The following is an 18,269-nucleotide window of genomic DNA, read 5'->3' as shown; positions in this document are numbered from 1 at the left end:
TTTTGTACCTCTTTTCTTTTCAGCCTTTGACTACAGCGACGGTCTTGAGGCGGCGGACCGGTTCGACGAGATCCAGTTCCTGGGAAAGCACAAAATCGATGGCCTTGTATGCAAAGCGGGATTCCGTGCCGACATCGGTCCGTTTGGCTTTCGCCAGAAAGACACCCAATGCCCTCAAGTCAAGGATTGTGTCCTGGACGCTGAACTGTTCTCTGGCATCCAAGCGGCTCATGCGCCTGCCCGCCCCGTGCGAGCAGGACAGGAAACTTTCCGGATTGCCTTTGCCTCTGACGAGATAGGAATAGGTCCCCATCGCGCCCGGAATGATGCCCATTTCGCCCGCTCCGGCACGGATCGCCCCTTTGCGGTGGACCCAGACCGCTTTGCCGTAGTGTTCTTCCAGCGCGGCATAATTGTGGTGGCAATGGACGGCATCCGACAAATTAACATGGTTGATGCCTGCATATTTTTTCACCCAGAGTCGGACGGTATCGAGCACCTTCTCCATCATCTGGTTGCGGTTTTCCTCGGCGAAGTCCATCGCTAATTTCATCCAACGCAGATACAGTTTCCCGAGATCACTTTCGGTTGAAAAATAGGCCAGATCCCACTCGGGAGGGACCGGAGATTGGTCTTTTTTGTTCAATTCCTTGGCCAGGTCGTTGAAATAATGGCAGATCTTGAAGCCCAGATTGCGCGACCCGGAATGCAGCATTATGCCAAGCTTTCCCTGATCGTCGGTCTGCAGTTCGATGAAATGATTGCCGCTGCCGAGCGTGCCGACCTGATAGGCGGCATCGTCCAGCTCCTTCATCAATTCCTGCGGCATCGTTTCCTTTTCCTCGGGCGTCATGCCATCAAGGAAGCGGGTTACCGATTCACATTGCTGTTTTTTCTTATGGTGTTCGAAGCCGGTCGGGATATTCCGTAGGATGTCGCCCGCGATTGCCTGGGCGAGTTTCCCGTTCGGCGTCTCGATTTCGATCAGCCGTTCGACCGGGATGTTCGTCTGGACAAAGCTCATACCACAGCCGATATCCACGCCGACCGCATTCGGAATGATGACCTTTTCGCAAGCGATGACGCCCCCGATCGGCATGCCGTAGCCGGAATGCGTATCCGGCATCAGCACGACCCATTGATGCAGAAACGGCAGATTCGCCAGATTCTTCGCTTGTTGCAGACAGTCCTCACCCATTTGTTCCTCATTCTCCAGCCAGACCTTGATCGGCCACTTCTGTTCCTCGGGATTGAAGATGGTAATCATCTGATGACGCTCCTTTCCGGATATCTTGCGCAGCGCAGCTATTTGATTTTTTGATCCATCCGCGCAGCCAACTCGCTGAATTGCTGCAACAGATCTTCAATCTGCCTTTCGCGGCGCGGATTCTTCCAGTTGATGACGCCGCTGCCGATGACGTCGGCGCCGTGTTCTTCGCAAAGTGCCGTCATCTGCTTCAAGGCATTTTTGCCGCCCATCCACGGGAAAGGGAAGAATTCGGTCACAAAAAGGAGTGTCGGCTTGTTCTCAAATTGGCTGACCTGCGAAAAATAATGCTTCAGGACTGGTGATGCAGAAGCGCCTCTGACCGGTCCGGCGATGATCAGGAGATCGTGCGCCTGCGGATCCGGATAGGACTTCAGTTTGATGTTTGCGCTGTTGTTTTCGTTCGTGTTTTCCTCTCCGATGGTCTTGATCTGTTCGATTTCCACGTCGTGCCCGTCAGCCGCCAGTCTTTCCTGCAGCCGCTCCGCTACCGACAAGGTATTGCCGGTCAAAGAATGGACGATGATCCCGATTTCCATAGCCTTTCCCACTTTCTGTTGTTTAAATTTTCGCCATTAATGGATGTGTTTCGTCTTCCCTGTAGCTGAGGCTCATTTAACCACTTTCTTTCGAGTGCACATCTTCGCTTACAATTCAGAAGCTGATTCTTTGTCCGTTGCGATCAAGTTTGTTATAGTCAATCTATCAGCAATACTCAACTCGTCTGCATAAATTTAATCAGAACGAAAAATCGGAGGAAAATATGAAACTCAGCATCTTGGACCAAGTCCACATCACAGCAGGCGGCAACGCCGAGCAGTCCCTGCAGTACGCCAAAGAACTCGCCCGTTTAGGGGACAGCCTCGGGTTCGAACGCATCTGGTTCGCCGAGCATCACGGCAGCCAACTGATGGCAAGTGCGGCACCCGAAATCATCGCCGCCTTCATCGCGGCCGCGACGGATCGGATCCGTGTCGGAACCGGCGGCGTCATGATGATGCACTACTCCCCTTTGAAAATCGCAGAAGTCTTCAAAACTTTATCTGGCTTTGCTCCGGGCCGGATCGATTTGGGCGTGGGCCGTGCTCCCGGAGGCGATCGCCAATCCATGTACGCATTGGCACAAGGCAACCCACCCCAATTGGACAATCATTACGAAAAAATGCAGACGATATTGGATCTTTTGGAAGACCGGAAACCCCAGGATCCACTTTACCGGGACACTCCGGCAGCTCCGGTAGCCGTATCGATTCCGCAGACTTGGTTGCTGGGTTCGAGCGGCAACAGCGCCGTCCAGGCCGGAAGAATGGGCGTAGGCTATTCCTTCGCGCAATTCTTCACCGGGACGCTCGACAAGAGCATTTTCGACCTGTATAAGCAGTATTTTGTTCCATCCGCAGCCATGCCCGAAAAACAGATCAACGTCGCCTTCCATGCCATAGTGGCGGATTCTCGTGAAGAAGCACTCTACGAAGAGTTGCCGTATGCGATTTTCAAGATGCAACTCTACCGCGGAATGATGCGCAACCATCTGATGACCCCAGAACAAGCCGCCGCTTACCCGCTGACGGAAATCGAGAAGCAGCTTATCAACGACATCCGCAAGACGCATATTCTCGGGACCGCCACAGAGGCAGCCGAAACATTGCTGAATCTGCAGGAACAATACGGTTTCGACGAAGCGATGATCATCAGCATGCCCCACTCCCAACAAGCGCGGCTCAAAACCTATTCCTTATTGGCTCAGGAATTGCTTTAATTAGATTTACGCATCAAGCTCGGCCATCCTCTTCACGGGGATGGTCTTTTTGCTTTTGCCCGTTCCAATGTTTCGGCGATCCTTTTTTGGCGGGTATCCGCACGTTTGGCTTGGGCAATCCAGAAAAGATAATGGGCCTTTTTGCCGGTCGGCCAGCCTTCGAAACTCTCGCGGGCAGCCGGGTCATCTCTGAAGGCCTGCTCCAATTCTTCGGGCAGCTCCGGGACTTCCTTCGAGGAATAGGCCGCTTGGATGGCCGCAAAACCGGCTTCAGTCATCCTCCCAGCCTCAATCAATGCTTCAGCGCGCCTCCGATTGATCAGCGCCCAGACACTTCCGGATCTGCGAGGCGTGACGCGAATGATGAAGCTTTCTTCATCCAAACTGTACATCTTTCCGTCGATCCAACCAAAGCAGAGCGCCTCTTCGACCGCTTCCGCCAGCAGGATGCCCTCGCCTGAAGCATGGGCTTTTTTTATTTCCAGCCAAATTTGATCCTTTTGATCATGGTTATGTGCCAGCCAGTCATGCCATTCCTGCGGATTTCGGCAGCTGAGCCAGGTTTCGGGCATTTTCGGTTCGGACATCAACAACCCTCCTTGTGCTTTTTCAGTAAAGCCGCAGCCTTTTTGGCTACTTGCTTGCGGGGATTGTGCGTTTGCGCAGACGCAAAGGCCAAGATTCCATTTTTGTCATGGGCAACCTCGAAGTATTTGTCGAAACAATCGATTGCGTGCCCGCAAAGGATGTTCCTGCATTCCGGGGACGGTTCCCCTTTGTAAAGGTAGGTGTTTTGTGGAATCCGCAACAGGCGCTTCGTTATATCCTGTTCATATTCCGGCTTACTCAGGATGATTTTCCAGGCGTTTCCGATGACGTTCGCTGCCGTCACCATCGCGTCTGCAGCAATCAAGCCGAAATATTTTTCATAGATGGAGGCAAATTTATTTTCTGTGTCCACAGCCGCCAGATTCGACAGCGTGATGATCGCTCCCCATTTGATGAAGCTGTTCGGGCTCCCAATCAGCGCCGCCACTTCTTCGAAATACGGATAGACGAGTTCGGGATGCCTCTCGCTCACGATGCGGATAACCTTCTCGCAATAAAATTTCGCGCTGCCCGGATCGTTCTTGATGAGCGCAAACAGCACGGGTATGTATTCCGGTTGCTGCAGCACCTCCCTGACGAATGCCTCCAGATCAGGTTTGCCTTGAATCTTTTCGAGCAGCTTGTCCTTTTCTTTTTGCTCCATCCAAATCATCCCCGAATTCCATTTGCTGTTTCAGCTTGATGATAGAAATCCAATACCCGCAGACATCTGAGCGTATTCCATCGGCTCGGTTTTCCGGCCTCTTCCATCATGAAATGCACTTCGCCCGGATGATGGGCCTGCGTTTTCCAACGTCCGTCCGGCAGTTGCTTTTCCTTCAGAACATCCAAAGCATCCTGCAGCCTTTCATCGTATGGGTAACGGACACTTTGGAAGTAATCGAGCGCGCGCAGAATGTCGTAGCGCCAACGCGGCGGATAGACCAATCTCAAAAAACTCGGATGGATGGTTGCGCCGGTGTGGTCGGATTTGTACAAACGGTGCCGCAAAAGGAATTCCTGTGCTTCGCTTTCGATCCGCTTCAATTCATCCAAACGATAAACATACCCGGCTACAGCATATTCCCGAATACCTTCAAGCACACTGAGCGTGGAATGCACCGAACTGTGCCGGGCACCGGACCGGTTGAGCCGGCAATTGAAGCCGCCATCGGCCAGCTGCTGGCTAAGGATGAAATCGACCACCGTCTGGAGCATTTCTTCTTCCGTCCCGAAGTAGCAGGCATAGTTCAGGAACATGCCATTGACGCAGACATCGCTCTGCTCGATGCCTTTTGCCGGATTGATGCCGCCATCAGTGGCGATGACGGTCGCAAGGATGAGATCCAGCGCCTTTTTTATTTCCGGGGTCGCCGGCATGCAGAGGTTGCGCAGATCCAACAAGGTGTAATGGCTGCTTGTCCATTTCGGCTGATAAAACCAACGTCCCCAGTGCCCATCAGGCTGTTGCCGTTCCAGAAAAGCGAGACCCCAACCTTCCTTTGCTATCCTGTTCCGCAGGTCAGCCAACGCAGCCTGGTCTTCATGCAACAGATCGCGTCTTGTCTGATATTGGATGGCTGGATCGCCTTCCAGAAGCCATGCGATGATTTCCTCCCGTTCCATTTCCATCGGCCCTTCCTTTTTCGGCTCAACCCTGACTGCTCCCCATGGATAAATCCAGGGGGTTCCAAGGGCGGTTGGGACGTCACGGACCGTACTGGCGACATTCCCACAAAAGTGGAAATGTCGTTTTTCTATTTCCGTTCTATTCCCAATAGCCCTTAGACTTTCTCAACAAAGCGCCCAACGGCACCATTAACGTTGAAGGCTCACAGCTGAACCTTTTGGTTGTTATATACATTTGTTAAGCAAATTGAAAGTCTCGCAGTCCGAAATTGCGGGACTGGCGTTCGGTTGATTGGCAGAGCGTCTGGATGCAGGTGTCGTGGTGTGCCATGAAAGTGGCGAACGTCGTGCTACATTTTGTGCGGTCAGTTTCGTTGCGTGTCGGTTGGCTATTTTTCAGGAGGAATGCACTGTACAGATCCCGTTGGACAAGCTGCCCGCCAACAAGGGTCGTACGTTCATCACGTGTCTTCTTAATGTAGGTATCGTTTACGTGGTTATACTGGCTGGCACGGAATTTAAAGGTATCCACCTCGTACAGCGCACCCCCTTCTTGGGGTGCTTTTTGCTTCACGATGCCGACCAACATAGCCGGCGCGTGATAGCCGATGGACTTGCCGTAGCGCCCCTTACGATTGAATCGCCCGCCTTTATTGACAGTGGTCTCTTTGGCCCGCTTCATCAATGCGCGGAAATCCATGTCCTCCACATAAACTTGATTACCCAGTGCCAGGATGGCATTGGCGGTTTTGTTGTGAGCTTCCTTTAAGGCCACCGCCCGACGGCGGTAGAGGTCCTTCAAGTGAAACACGATTTTCATGTAATTCTTGCTCCTTACCCAGGTCAACTTGACACCCCGCTTGACGGTGCCGTCGACGTTAAAATTGGTGGGGTTGGTTGCGCGGCGACTCCGATCCAGTTTTCGTTGCAACAGATGAATCGCGCGGTCATAGGACTTCCCTTCTGGAAACAATTCCTTCAAGATGACGCCGTCATCACCTGCCACCGCCACCGTAGAGGTGCCGATATCGATGCCCACTTCCGCATTCGGAGCGGGTTTTCGGCGGGGCATACCCGTATTATGGTTGCGTTTCACTGGCGGGATGCCTTCCAACACCAGTTGCAGGAAGTACTGATTGCCGCTCTTGAACGCCTTGCGTACGATGCGGCAGTATTTCACCCGGTGCAAGGAAAGGGATTCCTGAACAAATAAATCGTTGGCACGAATATTGACGGGCAGAACCAGCCCATTCCACTCCAAACGGTCGCTTTTGAAGCGCATACCTGTAGCGTTCGACTTGCCTTCCAACGATTCCAGCTGTCCGAATTTTTTGAAGCGTACCTTTTTTCCTTTGCCATACAGAAGGGAGGACACACTTGTCCAGACCGTAGAAGCGATTTTCTGTGCTGTGAAGCTGTCGATATGCTTCTTATACGCCTCGCGTATCCGTCCGATGTAGGCATGCAAAGCGTATTCGGTCATACCGAAGGTCTTTTGGATAGCTTGCAACTCCTTGTTGCAAGCCATCACACATTTCTTGTCCTTTGCTTTGATGGACAAGCGGCGTTCTGCCAGCACGTCTTGGTATCGACGGTTCTTATACAACTCTGTCAGCTGCGTCTGCGCATGATACAAGACCTTGTTATACAGTTTTTCAGCGATTTTGAAACGCTTATCCAGCACTGCTTGTTCATTTTGATGTGTAACAAGTCCCAGCTCTACGACGAATGAAGCTGTTTTGCTTTTAGCCATAGGTGTTCCTCCGTTCTTGATGATTGCTTTGCATTTACTGGCGTTGGGAGGTCTTTTGGCTTTGAATGTATTGCTTCATCATTTCAAGCGGTGCCCCACCCACCGTGGAAACGAAATAGCTATTCGACCAAAGCGTGGGTAGCTTCGTCGTCAGCTCTTTAAACTCCTGTCTCAGCACGCGGGAAGAAGTTCCTTTGATGCGTTTGACTGCTTTGTGAACCCCGAATTGTGGGTCTATATCCAATAGGAGGTGAACGTGGTCAGGCATGATCTCCATTTCCTGAATTTCGACGGATAGAGCGGTGCACGTTTCTACAATGAGCTCCTTTAAGCGTGCCGCTACCGCTACTGGTCCGACAAGGTCCTTTCGCCGATGCTGCAGGATGGCATCCGCGATGATGGAAATTTCCTTTTCATGCAAAGCTTCGGCGATGCTGACCAATTTCATCGTGCGCCCGGATCGGATATAGTCATTGACGTCTTGGACCTGTTCAATGTTGATATTATCCATCCAGCGTTGATTCTTTTCGAACGCAGCTGATAACTGCACAGGCGGAATCAGCGGCCGCTTGCTGCCTTTGTCAATATCCCCGAAATCCACGATGAACCCATAGGAAAATGGAAGAATGGTGAACGGTTCGACAAGGTGGGGCTCCGTCAAAGCCGGATAGACGGCCTTCACGATGATGTCCCCCACCTGGTAATGGTAATAACCGCCTTCTTTTCGCAGCAACACGATGCTGCTGTCCTTTTCGACCCACTCCCTCAGTTTCAGTTCGATCTGCTTCACTTCCCTTGTCGACAGGATCGATCCGTACAGGTTGCAGAAGACCCCTTCCAGAATGGAATAGGATGTTTTCAGCGTCTCTTCCGGAAAAAGGTCATGCACCACCTTGATCAACCCTAATTTGACGGTCTGGCGCCCTCTGTGCAAATGTGTCTCACTCATAATGGGTTCCCCCTTGCTCTTGCTTTGCGGCTGCCTATATATTTGAAAAAGGCTCGCGTCCGCGCGTTTCCGAGAATCGGTATGCTTCCCGAATCCAGACATCGAGGACATCAGTCAAATCTGCTTCTTCCGCTATGATGACATGGTGCGTCCATCGGCCAGGGTACGGTTCGATGGCTTCGACAATTTGATCATGCACAATCTGGCGCCCGCAGCCGAAACTCAGCACTAGGCTGTGCAGCGGCCGCTTTCTGTCTGTCGGTTGTGGCATCCAGACCCATGCGAATTGCGTCCGCGTAGCGAAGGAAATCTGAGTCTTGCTCACCTTGATGATGGCAGGGCCGATTGCCCGGATTTTCTGCTCCACAATCTGGAAAAGCGCCTTGGCTTCCGGTTTCCCGGCAAAAAATGCCTCTATTTCTTTGTTCGTCATTTCGTCTGTCATAGCTTTCGCCTCATTTTTTCTCGTGTCAGGACTTCGCCCTTTGTCACTCCACCAAGAATACGATTTTCGTCAGCAGTTCGCTTTCTGGCACTTCCTCTGGCGAATTGTAATAGTGTTCATAAACCGGACCAAGCGGCTTATAGCCATTATCCTTGATCCATTTCTGGATTTCCTCATATGCGGGTGGCATCTGCATATAAGGGCCTTTGTACATGCAACTGACCTGTTTCCCTGCCGGGATGTGTCCGGCTAGGATATCGCCTTTGCCCGGTAGCGCTTTGGATACCGGAAAACCGATTTCCAATTCGAGCCTTTCCATATCCATATTGAAATAACCGACGAAAGCCGGCCCAACCGGCTGTTCACCCAATTCCATGATGTGCGTGACGATGTCCATGAAGGCTTTCCCCAATATTTTCGGAAGCTCGCTCACAGGGGTAACCGTTTTCAAAACTAAAGTCGGTTGTTCCTGCGTTTCGATCATTTCAATAATGTAAGCCATCTTCTTCACTTCTCCTTTGCCGAAGCCTATTGTCTCATGCTTATTTTATCACTTCCCTAACCACACGACCATCAATACGATGGCTACCAGAAAGTGCCCGAAACTGAACAAAAACAGGTACTGACAACGATTTGGTTAAATCGTTGTCAGCACCTGTTTCGAATCAATAAAACTTACTCACTTTCAAAATAACAGTCATTTCAGTATAGGCGGAGCTTGTTTCTTCGCGAAGAGCACATAGCCGATCGCCACGCCCATCAGCACGATGCAGGCGATGACGGTCGTGATGATCCCCGAGTACTGCCCGGCAAACCCGTCCTCGGACATGTGTTTGATCAGGATCCCCGCATAAGCCCAAATGATCACGAGTCCGTATGCGATGTCCCGATTGCGGATCATCGTGACAGCTCCGATCGCAAGTCCGATCACGATAATCAGGATCGTCCACATCGACTCGGGAATCCCGAAGCCATTCCAGCCGATATCGACCAGAAGCGTGGTGATGTTCGCGATCGTCGCCACCGTTATCCAGCCAAAATAAACACTGAACGGCAGCCGGATGAACATTTTTTCCTTCTGCTCGAGTTTTTCCTTATGTGTCAGCTGGTTGATGTAGATCAAGCTCAGCAGAAGCACTAGCATCAGGATCACCGACAAACCGATCATGCGGTAATGCCAACTGAAGATCCAAGCGGCGTTCACCATTGAACTGGCCGAAAAGACGATGCCGACTTTCTTAAGCAGTTCCGTTTTCACCTTGCTCTTGTCCCCTTGGAATAAGCCAAATTGGTAAAGCACATGACCAGCCAACAAAAGGTAGATGACGCCCCAGATCGAAAACGTCAATCCGGCGGGTGCAAACAAATTCGGATAGGAATCAGATACCGCTCCTGTGTCGATGCCGTTGATCGGCAGGATGTTTGCCATTGCATTGACGGCGATCATGACAAGATAAGTCACAACCACCGCTATTTTGATGGGCGCTTCAGATAGTTTCATTCCCATTTTCGTTTCCATCTTCATTTCCTCCTCTTCCAATGTCCCAGTTAATAAAAATAATTGCATATGGATAGTCTGAGGCACAGCATTTTGCACAATAAAAAAGTATTCCCCTAAGTCAATAGTACTCAAAACAGCCTGCCTATGCAAATATTGAGACAGCCTTTGAATGCGAAATTTTGCAGTGTTATTTGATGATTTCTTCCAACTTTGAAATGGAATGACTAAATGGACGGTATAAGTTCTTTTCCCCACAAGGTGTCTTGACACCTGTAAAGTTACGTGATATAGTCATTTTCATTAAACTATCATAAAAAGGGGTCGCAAAAATGGATGAACTTACGGAAAGAATATTGCAGCTGAAAGCAGAAAAAGATGCCGTCATTCTCGCACACTACTACGTTCCTGGAGACGTTCAAGATATCGCAGATTTTATCGGGGATTCGTACTATTTGAGCAAAATTGCAGCACAGGTCACGGAAAAAGTGATTGTTTTCTGCGGCGTCGCCTTCATGGGCGAAAGCGCGAAGATGCTGAATCCGGATAAAGTCGTCCTGATGCCCGATCTGAAGGCGGATTGTCCGATGGCCCACATGGTCAAGATCCGCGATATCAAAAAAATCCGCGAGACTTACGAAGATGTGGCTGTCGTCTGTTACATCAACTCCACAGCTGAAATCAAGGCCCATGCCGATGTCTGCGTCACCTCGTCGAATGCGAAAAACGTCATCGCCGCCCTTCCCAATCGTCATATCTATTTCATTCCCGATGAGCACCTGGGCAGATACATTTCCCATCAGCTTCCCGAGAAAACGTTCCTCTTCAATGACGGCTACTGCCCGATCCATACCAGCATCCGCGTTGTCGATGTTCTGAAGATGAAACGCGACCTTCCGCAAGCCGAAATTCTGGCGCATCCGGAATGCAAGGAAGAGATCCTTGATTTGGCGGACTTTGTTGGCAGCACGTCGGACCTCGTCGCCTATACCGAAAAGAGCCCCTCCCAGGATTTCATCATCTGCACAGAAATCGGTGTCATCCATGAAATGGAAAAACAGTCGCCGGACAAAAGGTTCCACGCTCCTTCCGTCGGTCAGGTCTGTCCTGACATGAAGCTGAACACCGTGGAGAAAATCATCTATGCTCTTGAAACTTTCGAACCTGCTGTGGAAATGGATGAATCATTGCGCATTAAAGGACTGCAGCCGCTGGAGCGGATGCTGGTATTGGCCGAGGTGAAGACCCATGCACAACTATGATGTCCTTATCATCGGAACAGGTGTCGCCGGACTCTTCGCAGCCCTCAACATCAGCAAAGACAAAAAAATTCTGATCGTCACAAAGGGTACTTTGGAAGATAACGACTCCTTCCTTGCCCAGGGCGGCATCTGCGTTCAGCGCGACGAAACGGATTTCGAGCCTTTCATGGAGGACACTTTGCGTGCCGGCCATTACGAAAACAACGAAGCGGCAGTCGCAATCATGATCAATCAATCACAAGAAGTCATTGACGACCTGATCGGTTTGGGCGTCGCATTCGACAAAAAGGGAGACGGCTTTTCCTACACCAAAGAAGGCGCCCACTCCCGAGCCCGGATCCTGCACTGCAAAGATATGACAGGCAAAGAAATCAACAGTAAACTGATCTCTAGGATCAAAGAGCGGAAGAATGTCAGCATTCTGGAAAACAGCACGCTTGTCGATCTTTTGGTTGCGGGCGACCGTTGCCACGGCGCGGTGCTCCGCGATCAGTCCGGAAAGTTGTCCAACGTTTATGCGCAGGCCACCCTGCTTGCCACCGGCGGAATCGGTGGTCTGTTCAGCAAATCGACCAACTTCGCGCACTTGACCGGCGACGCCATCGCTGTTGCTCTGAAGCACGGCATCCGCGTCAAAGATATGAATTATGTCCAGATCCATCCTACCTCGTTGTATACCGGACGTCCGGGCAGAGCTTTCCTGATGTCGGAATCGTTGCGTGGGGAAGGCGCCATCCTCGTCGGCAAAGACGGCCAGCGTTTCGCTGATGAACTGTTGCCGCGCGACTTGTTGACGAAAGCGATCTACACCCAAATGGAAAAGGACCGCTTGCCTTATGTCCGGATGCTTCTGAAAGGCCACGTAGAGGGATCGATCGCCGAAAGGTTCCCGGGCATCCACGCCCACTGCCTGCAGGAAGGTTATGATTTGACTGAAGATTATATACCGGTCGTGCCCGCCCAACATTACTTCATGGGCGGCATCGAAGTGGATCTGCAAAGCAAAACTTCGCTGGCTAACTTGTATGCCGCAGGGGAAACGAGCTGCAACGGCGTGCACGGGAAGAACCGTTTGGCGAGCAATTCGCTGTTGGAAAGCTTGGTGTTCAGCAAACGTGCTGCCCAAGCAATCGAAGCGGAATTCCGGAATGAGCGGACGTTCCCGTTCCCCGAACCTGATGCCAGTTCCATTGCGGATGGCTTGAATGAAGCTACAAGAAATCTATTAGAATTAATCGGAATCGAGGAGAAAGCTCATGCAAAGTAATATGGATCGTCTGATTTTGGCGGCACTCGAAGAAGATATCCCAACCGAGGATCTCTCGACCAACGCCATCATCATCAGATGCACAAAAGGCCGGGCCGAGCTGCTGTGCAAACAGGACGGCATCATCGCGGGACTTGAAGTCTTCGCCAGGACCTTCGCCCTCCTCGACGACACGACCGAAGTGATTTTCCATTGCCAGGATGGAGATGCTGTCCAATCGGGAGAACTTTTGGCTGAAGTGATCGGCGACATCCGGATCATCCTGACCGGCGAACGCACCGCCCTGAATTATCTCCAGCGCATGAGCGGCATCGCCACGCATACCCGGAAAATCGTCGGCTTGCTTGAAGGAAGCGGCATCACACTGCTCGACACCCGCAAGACGACACCGAACAACCGGATTTTCGAAAAGTATGCCGTGAAAGTTGGCGGCGGACATAATCACCGTTTCAGCCTGTCCGACGGCATCATGCTGAAGGACAACCACATCGCTGCGGCGGGCGGCATCAAGCAGGCTGTCGCTGCAGCGCGGGAATATGCCGCCTTTGTGCATAAGATCGAAGTCGAAGTGGAAAACTTGGATATGGTAAAAGAGGCGCTCGAGGCGAGAGCCGACATCATCATGCTGGACAATATGACCCCGGCGGTTATGAAGGAAGCCGTCCGTTTGATTGACGGGCGCGCCCTAGTGGAATGCTCCGGCAACCTCACCGCTGAAAACATCGCTGCCTTGCGGGAAACCGGCGTGGATTACCTGTCTTCAGGCGCCCTGACCCACTCTTCGGCGATTCTTGATCTGTCTCTGAAGAACCTGGAACGGATCTGACGGAAAGTTATTCCCAATAAAACGCAGATAAGCTGTGGAAAAGCCATTAACAATGGTTTTCCACAGCTTATTCTTTTTCGTTATCCACAAACAAATTGATTTTTAGTTCTGGTTCATCCTCAGAAACTGATGATCGGTTTTTTGAACATGCCGTCGATCAGAGCATGTAGCAAAGTCAGCGGTAGATAGACGATGATGCTCAGCATCATTGTGATTTCATACAACAGACTGCTCTTTTTGACAGCTTTGCCCTTCAAGCGGCTCAAGAAAGCGCTGAATGCGATCCCATGCGCGTTGCCGACCATAATGGCTCTAGTGGCACCCAAAATCCCTTTCGCCTTGTCTTCCCCATAAAGCGAAACAATCCGATCCCAGGATTCCTCGGTCGGATATCCTCTCCGGTCAGCATAATGCTGGGCAAAAAGGTACGCCGGCATTTCCTCAACAGGGATTTCGTCAGCGGATCCGGCCAACAATTGCTTGATTTCTTCCGCAGCCATCCCTTGCTCGAGAGCCATTTTCGTGTGGGCATAGGAGCAAACTTCGCAGCCGTTGACTTCCGTCACCCCCAACATGATCCTTTCGATGAATTCCGGACTTAATTCTTTTTTCTTTTTGGCCTTGATCATGTATTTCATTGTGCGGACTCCTTCATACAAAATCGTATAAAATTCCCGCACCGAGTATATTTTCTTGTAGAATTCCTGCGCCATTGTTTTCTCCTTTACTCTGCAAGTCTTCGCCAGTTTTGTTAAAAACCATTATACCCCTATAGGTATGTATAGTAAAGAAGACAATTTGGCTGGCTTAGCCGTTTTTCCAGTTCCACCACTTCAGCTTTTCGGGATCCGGATTCGGTTCGGTCGCATAATAGACTGCGCAGCGGAAAGTATACAAAACGCAGGGATCTTGACGCTGCCCGGTTATCCGGTTCAGACGCTCATATAGTTCCTGAGGATTCTTGTCCCGCAGATCAGCGATTTTATTTATGCCCAACTGTCTCAACGTAGCCGCCATCTTTGGCCCGATGCCGGGAATTTGCTGCAGTTCTTTCATCTGATTTCTCCCTCCATTCAATTCCGGATTTACCAAAAAAATAGTTTCAGGAGCGCGTAGCCGATGCCACCACAGACAACTCCGCCGATCACCGAATAGGCACATCCGATCAGAAAACCCCGGAAATGGAAGTAGTAGTCCTTATAGGCTGGATGCCCCTCGGTGCCCGGCAGAATCATAAATTTCGGCTGGATTGTACAAAAAATCAGCCAATCCATGACAAGCAGATCGACACTATTCCAGACGATGCACATGACGAAAATATGCAGCATTGGTACCCAGAACGCAACTTCGGCAGCACCGTACGTTGCGATGACACTGATAAACAGATAACCGATCAAAATGACGAGTGCCGGAACGATGATCCATCTGTATACCTTCTTGTTTACGGGAGGCAGGATCACGAGTTCTTGGATTTCTTTGGGATAGTCATGCACTAGTTGCTGAGGTGCCTTCCAGATCGTCAATAAGATGACAGCAGCCCAAAGTAACGACCAGATAACTCCATCCACGAGGGCTTGATACATATCCATTGCGCTTCCCTTTCCTTTCTGACATTTTGAATCCGGCTGCGTTATTCCTCAGCACCATTGTAGTCCTTGTCGCAGGAGATTGCCAATGATGGCTTTTGGGTGAAAGCCGCAGAAAAACGGACAGGTTGGGCATCCATCAGAAGCTTTCTGGTGGACGCCCAACCTGTCCGGCTGAAGCATGTCATTCAAATATAAGCAAAAGCAGAAACAAGTTACATTTCCTCCACACATTCAATATACACCATCATTGTAAATTGCATCGAAAAATCCTGTATTTTTTTTGTAAACGACAGCGCCTAAAGCCTCCCTGAATTATGGCTGCATCGCCCCGAAAAGCACGAGCCAGGCAAGGATCGATTTCGCAACCAAGCTCAGCACAATATAGACCCGCTCCCCGTAGAGGTAGTCCGCCCATTTACCAATTTTCTTGTACTGCAAAATCATGTTGATCGGGAAAGTGTTGAAAGCAACGAAATAAGTGCCGACGATTGCCCAGACAAACCAAGGCACTTCACCGAAATTGCCGGTCCCGAACATGTAGAGCAAGATGGCGATCCATGGTGCAATTCCGGCAACCGAGCCCCAGATGAATGGTCCCCATTGGATGTTATCTTTTGAATGGCCCGCATTCAGCTGTTCCATCACGAGCCCAAAGAGATTCATGGTGGCATTCACAATGAAGATCAGAATGAGCGAAGCGATATCGTAGATGCCAAACAAAGTGGAGATCAAAACAATCATGATTGACGAACTGAGTGCATATTCGAACCAACGGAATTTGTTGATGCCCTTTTCCAAATCGGCATTGTAGATCGCATTCAGATTTTTCGGAATGGAAATCAAGGCATGCGCGATAGCGGAAATGAACAAGAACGAAGCAACCAGAACTCCGAATGGTAATTCAAAAAGGACACGCGAGGCCGTTTCCAGCGAGCGCGTTTCTGGATTGAAAGCCAGATAGAATTGGCTGATTTCAGGACTGAACTCGCCGATTTTCTGGATGACGTTCGTTGCCAAAAAGAGCATTGCAATGCCTTGGACCAGATGGAGTCCGCCCATGATCAAATTGAAGCGTCGTAGTTTTTCTGTGGTGATCTCTTTCATGATGATGTACCTTCCTTTCTATAAATAACTGTAAAATAATGACAACTAACCATTTTCATTCATTGAATCAAACTGTTCTTCAATCAGAATGCCTTTAACCATCCCCCATCTTTTCCATTTGGCTGTCGTGAAACGGGCCGAACACAAACACGGCCAGGCTCGCGCCGATCAATGCCCAAATCATATCCCAAAGGCTGTCGAAGGCGTCACCCTGCGTCCCCATGACGGCATCGGCGGGTACATCCATAATATTGACGATCGCAAATTCGCTCAGTTCATAGGCTGCACTGAACCCGAGACAGGACAGAATGACGATAAGCAACAGCATTTTTCCTTTCTTGACGTAACCGCCCCGCAGCAGGAATTCCTTGGCCATAAAAGCCGGCACGAAGCCTTGGGCGAAGTGGCCCACCCGATCGAAGTAGTTGCGTTCCCAATCGAACTGTTCTTTCCATTGATTGAACAAAGGATTCTGGGAATAGGTAAAGTGCGCGCCGTACACCAACAACAAAGCATGCAGAAAAGCCATCACATAGACGAAGGTGCTGAACCGGAACTTCCGATAAGTCACAACCAACAAGAAAACGAGCAGGAGCGCAGGCGTCATCTGACCCATCCAAGCCAGCCGATCCAATGGACGAATAGCCGAAATAATGTACGCTACAACGAAAAGCACCAAAAGGATTATGTGCAAGGGTTCCGCCTTTTTGCCATTTCCCGCCATCCGTTCCACCCCCTTTTATTTAAGTGACCGTTCCGCAACCTGATCCATATACAGCTGCATGTCGAACTTGCGCTTCAGGCCTTTGTCGTTCATGAAACGGACATTCCCGAAGATGGCCCGTTCCCCCCAAGGCCGGTCGTGTTTGCCGAAACACCAGCTCACTCCGGCGAAACCGTTCGGATCGCGGCCATCCAACAGATACTTGTTGTTCAGATAAATGGCTTTGCGATAGGCTTCTTCAGGTGTGCTGCTCCACTCAAGGATTTTCTTGGCCCAATACATCCGCATATACCCATGCATTTTACCGGTCAGGTTCATCTCCATTTGTGCTGTATTCCAATAGTCGTCGTGGGTCTTGGCCGCTTCCAATTCCTCCACAGAATACAGATATTCCCGTTCATCCGCCAAGTGTTTGGCCAGCGTCTTCTTGGCCCAATCCGGCACGGCTGCAAAGGAATCGTACTGTTCATTGTAGTAAACGAAATTGATGGCCAACTCCCTTCTGACGACAAGTTCCTCGAGGAAACTTTGCTGACTTTCACTGTCCATCCCCATCAGGCTGCGGTAAACATAGAGCGGGGAAATCTGGCCAAAATGGAGGTAGGGACTCAAGTTTGAGGAGAAGGATTCTCCAGGGCGATTCTTGCGTTCACTGTACCCAGCCAGTTTATTCTCGATGAAATCTCCTAGCCAGCGCTTGGCTTCACTTGTTCCGCCGATATAGTCCGATACGCGCGGGACACTTCGGTCGATAATCAACCTGGACAAGGCCTTTTCGGTATCCGAAACGTCATACGCCTCGAACGGAAGCTCTAATGCGAGTGATGGGTGCTGGCTGACTGTCTCCTCCAATGGCGCCAAACAAAGCGGCAGGATTTTTTTCAATTTTGAGCGCAGTGTCGCAGCGGAATACTCCTCTTTGGGAGAAGCCAGTTCGACCGGGACGACGACGTTGCTTTCGACCTGAACGACGGCACATTCAGCACCATTTGCCAAGGTAGCGCGCCATTGCCGCTCGATCCTCAGATATCCTCGGTCGACCACCAACAGGGCTGCCAATCCGGAAATCTCCAAAGCGCCTTGTTCCGGCGATATTTTCCGGATCAGCAGTTGGATGCCGCGTTGCTCCAATGCGGCCTTCGTTTCCTTCAGCCCTTCCAGCATGAACGCATAGTGGCGCTCATTGGCTTCCGGAAAACCGTCCGTGATGCCGAAGTAGACGACCAGCGGCTTCTCGAGTCGGTTGGCCTGACGGATCGCGTATTCCAAAGCATGGTTGTACTCCTCCCGCTGCGAACTCTGCATCCAGTAGACGACATACGGTTGCTCCACCACTATATTTTTATCGTTCAATTGTTTGATTCTTTCTTCCAGTATCATCCGTTTTCCCCCGTATTTCTGTGCGTTTGTTGTCATACTTATTATAGAACATCGCACCCCATCCGACTATTTTTGTGAATCAGGAAGCATCCATGATTGTCGCTATTTGCACCGACAGATGGCTTGAAATTCATGTATAATGGAACCTAGAATTTCTCTTCAGTTCAAAAATACAAATGGGCTATTAGCCTGAAAATCAATTTCCCCTTTTTTTACTTTGATCAACGCG

General features: G+C 50.5%; 19 protein-coding genes and 1 pseudogene. 4 read left to right on the top strand and 16 right to left on the bottom strand.

The window, feature by feature from the left end:
- Positions 1–19 precede the first annotated feature (19 nt).
- Complete coding sequence (locus tag BM184_RS06450; RefSeq protein WP_086943158.1) at positions 20–1,267, bottom strand: RtcB family protein; 1,248 nt, start codon at positions 1,265–1,267, stop codon at positions 20–22.
- Between the two features lie 38 nt (positions 1,268–1,305).
- Positions 1,306–1,806, bottom strand: coding sequence for a flavodoxin family protein (locus BM184_RS06445; protein WP_086943159.1), 501 nt, complete (start codon positions 1,804–1,806; stop codon positions 1,306–1,308).
- Between the two features lie 224 nt (positions 1,807–2,030).
- Here BM184_RS06445 and BM184_RS06440 point away from each other — a divergent pair, with 224 nt between their 5' ends.
- Entirely contained in the window at positions 2,031–3,026 is a 996-nt protein-coding gene (locus tag BM184_RS06440) for an MsnO8 family LLM class oxidoreductase (protein WP_086943160.1), read from the top strand.
- A gap of 32 nt (positions 3,027–3,058) precedes the next feature.
- Here BM184_RS06440 and BM184_RS06435 read toward each other — a convergent pair whose 3' ends face one another.
- From BM184_RS06435 to BM184_RS06400, 8 genes and pseudogenes are all read right to left on the bottom strand, one after another.
- The gene (locus BM184_RS06435) at positions 3,059–3,613 is read right to left on the bottom strand and encodes a YdeI/OmpD-associated family protein (RefSeq protein WP_086943161.1); all 555 of its coding nucleotides are present in this window, start codon (positions 3,611–3,613) and stop codon (positions 3,059–3,061) included.
- Positions 3,613–4,278 carry a hypothetical protein gene (locus BM184_RS06430; RefSeq protein WP_143091117.1) on the bottom strand — a complete coding sequence of 222 codons (666 nt, stop codon included), beginning with the start codon at positions 4,276–4,278 and terminating at the stop codon, positions 3,613–3,615. The genes BM184_RS06435 and BM184_RS06430 overlap by 1 nt, the downstream gene beginning before the upstream one ends.
- Before the next feature lie 5 nt (positions 4,279–4,283).
- Positions 4,284–5,246, bottom strand: a complete 963-nt coding sequence (locus tag BM184_RS06425; protein WP_218150993.1) for a prenyltransferase/squalene oxidase repeat-containing protein — start codon at positions 5,244–5,246, stop codon at positions 4,284–4,286.
- 235 nt (positions 5,247–5,481) lie between these two features.
- The gene (locus tag BM184_RS06420) at positions 5,482–6,996 is read right to left on the bottom strand and encodes a transposase (protein ID WP_086943163.1); all 1,515 of its coding nucleotides are present in this window, start codon (positions 6,994–6,996) and stop codon (positions 5,482–5,484) included.
- A gap of 34 nt (positions 6,997–7,030) precedes the next feature.
- Positions 7,031–7,375, bottom strand: a pseudogene (gene tnpA / locus BM184_RS15510) (IS200/IS605 family transposase); the annotation flags it as partial.
- Positions 7,376–7,979: 604 nt separating this feature from the next.
- The gene (locus BM184_RS06410) at positions 7,980–8,390 is read right to left on the bottom strand and encodes a DUF5655 domain-containing protein (RefSeq protein WP_086943164.1); all 411 of its coding nucleotides are present in this window, start codon (positions 8,388–8,390) and stop codon (positions 7,980–7,982) included.
- Between the two features lie 43 nt (positions 8,391–8,433).
- Positions 8,434–8,892 (bottom strand): GyrI-like domain-containing protein, encoded by a 459-nt coding sequence (locus BM184_RS06405; RefSeq protein WP_086943165.1) that lies wholly within the window; start codon positions 8,890–8,892, stop codon positions 8,434–8,436.
- 195 nt (positions 8,893–9,087) lie between these two features.
- Entirely contained in the window at positions 9,088–9,909 is an 822-nt protein-coding gene (locus BM184_RS06400; protein ID WP_245830725.1) for a tryptophan-rich sensory protein, read from the bottom strand.
- Between the two features lie 311 nt (positions 9,910–10,220).
- Here BM184_RS06400 and nadA point away from each other — a divergent pair, with 311 nt between their 5' ends.
- The 3 genes from nadA to nadC are packed head-to-tail and all read left to right on the top strand — an operon-like array spanning position 10,221 to position 13,243.
- A complete protein-coding gene (gene nadA / locus BM184_RS06395; protein WP_086943166.1) occupies positions 10,221–11,150 on the top strand; it encodes a quinolinate synthase NadA in 930 nt (309 codons plus the stop codon).
- A complete protein-coding gene (locus BM184_RS06390; RefSeq protein WP_086943167.1) occupies positions 11,137–12,417 on the top strand; it encodes an L-aspartate oxidase in 1,281 nt (426 codons plus the stop codon). Before nadA ends, BM184_RS06390 begins: the two co-directional genes overlap by 14 nt.
- The gene (gene nadC, locus BM184_RS06385) at positions 12,407–13,243 is read left to right on the top strand and encodes a carboxylating nicotinate-nucleotide diphosphorylase (protein WP_086943168.1); all 837 of its coding nucleotides are present in this window, start codon (positions 12,407–12,409) and stop codon (positions 13,241–13,243) included. The genes BM184_RS06390 and nadC overlap by 11 nt, the downstream gene beginning before the upstream one ends.
- A gap of 119 nt (positions 13,244–13,362) precedes the next feature.
- On the opposite strand, the gene BM184_RS06380 is transcribed toward nadC, so the two are convergent.
- The 6 genes from BM184_RS06380 to BM184_RS06355 all read right to left on the bottom strand — a co-directional run bounded on the left by BM184_RS06380 (position 13,363) and on the right by BM184_RS06355 (position 18,040).
- The gene (locus BM184_RS06380; protein WP_218150991.1) at positions 13,363–13,881 is read right to left on the bottom strand and encodes a carboxymuconolactone decarboxylase family protein; all 519 of its coding nucleotides are present in this window, start codon (positions 13,879–13,881) and stop codon (positions 13,363–13,365) included.
- Positions 13,882–14,050: 169 nt separating this feature from the next.
- On the bottom strand, positions 14,051–14,299 hold the full coding sequence (locus tag BM184_RS06375) for a helix-hairpin-helix domain-containing protein (RefSeq protein ID WP_086943170.1): 249 nt from the start codon (positions 14,297–14,299) through the stop codon (positions 14,051–14,053).
- A 29-nt stretch (positions 14,300–14,328) separates the two neighbouring features.
- A complete protein-coding gene (locus tag BM184_RS06370; protein ID WP_086943171.1) occupies positions 14,329–14,832 on the bottom strand; it encodes a hypothetical protein in 504 nt (167 codons plus the stop codon).
- A gap of 312 nt (positions 14,833–15,144) precedes the next feature.
- On the bottom strand, positions 15,145–15,936 hold the full coding sequence (gene heR / locus BM184_RS06365) for a heliorhodopsin HeR (RefSeq protein WP_086943172.1): 792 nt from the start codon (positions 15,934–15,936) through the stop codon (positions 15,145–15,147).
- A gap of 94 nt (positions 15,937–16,030) precedes the next feature.
- A complete protein-coding gene (locus BM184_RS06360; RefSeq protein WP_086943173.1) occupies positions 16,031–16,660 on the bottom strand; it encodes a DUF2238 domain-containing protein in 630 nt (209 codons plus the stop codon).
- Between the two features lie 15 nt (positions 16,661–16,675).
- Positions 16,676–18,040: a deoxyribodipyrimidine photo-lyase gene (locus BM184_RS06355; RefSeq protein WP_086943174.1), complete on the bottom strand. Its 1,365-nt coding sequence runs from the start codon at positions 18,038–18,040 to the stop codon at positions 16,676–16,678.
- Positions 18,041–18,269: the final 229 nt, after the last annotated feature.

The sequence above is a fragment of the Trichococcus pasteurii genome (genome assembly GCF_900112935.1).
GTDB classification, from domain to species: Bacteria; Bacillota; Bacilli; order Lactobacillales; family Aerococcaceae; genus Trichococcus; species Trichococcus pasteurii.
The sequence above is the reverse complement of the archived record's forward strand: the minus strand, read 5'-3'. Positions and strand labels throughout refer to the sequence as shown.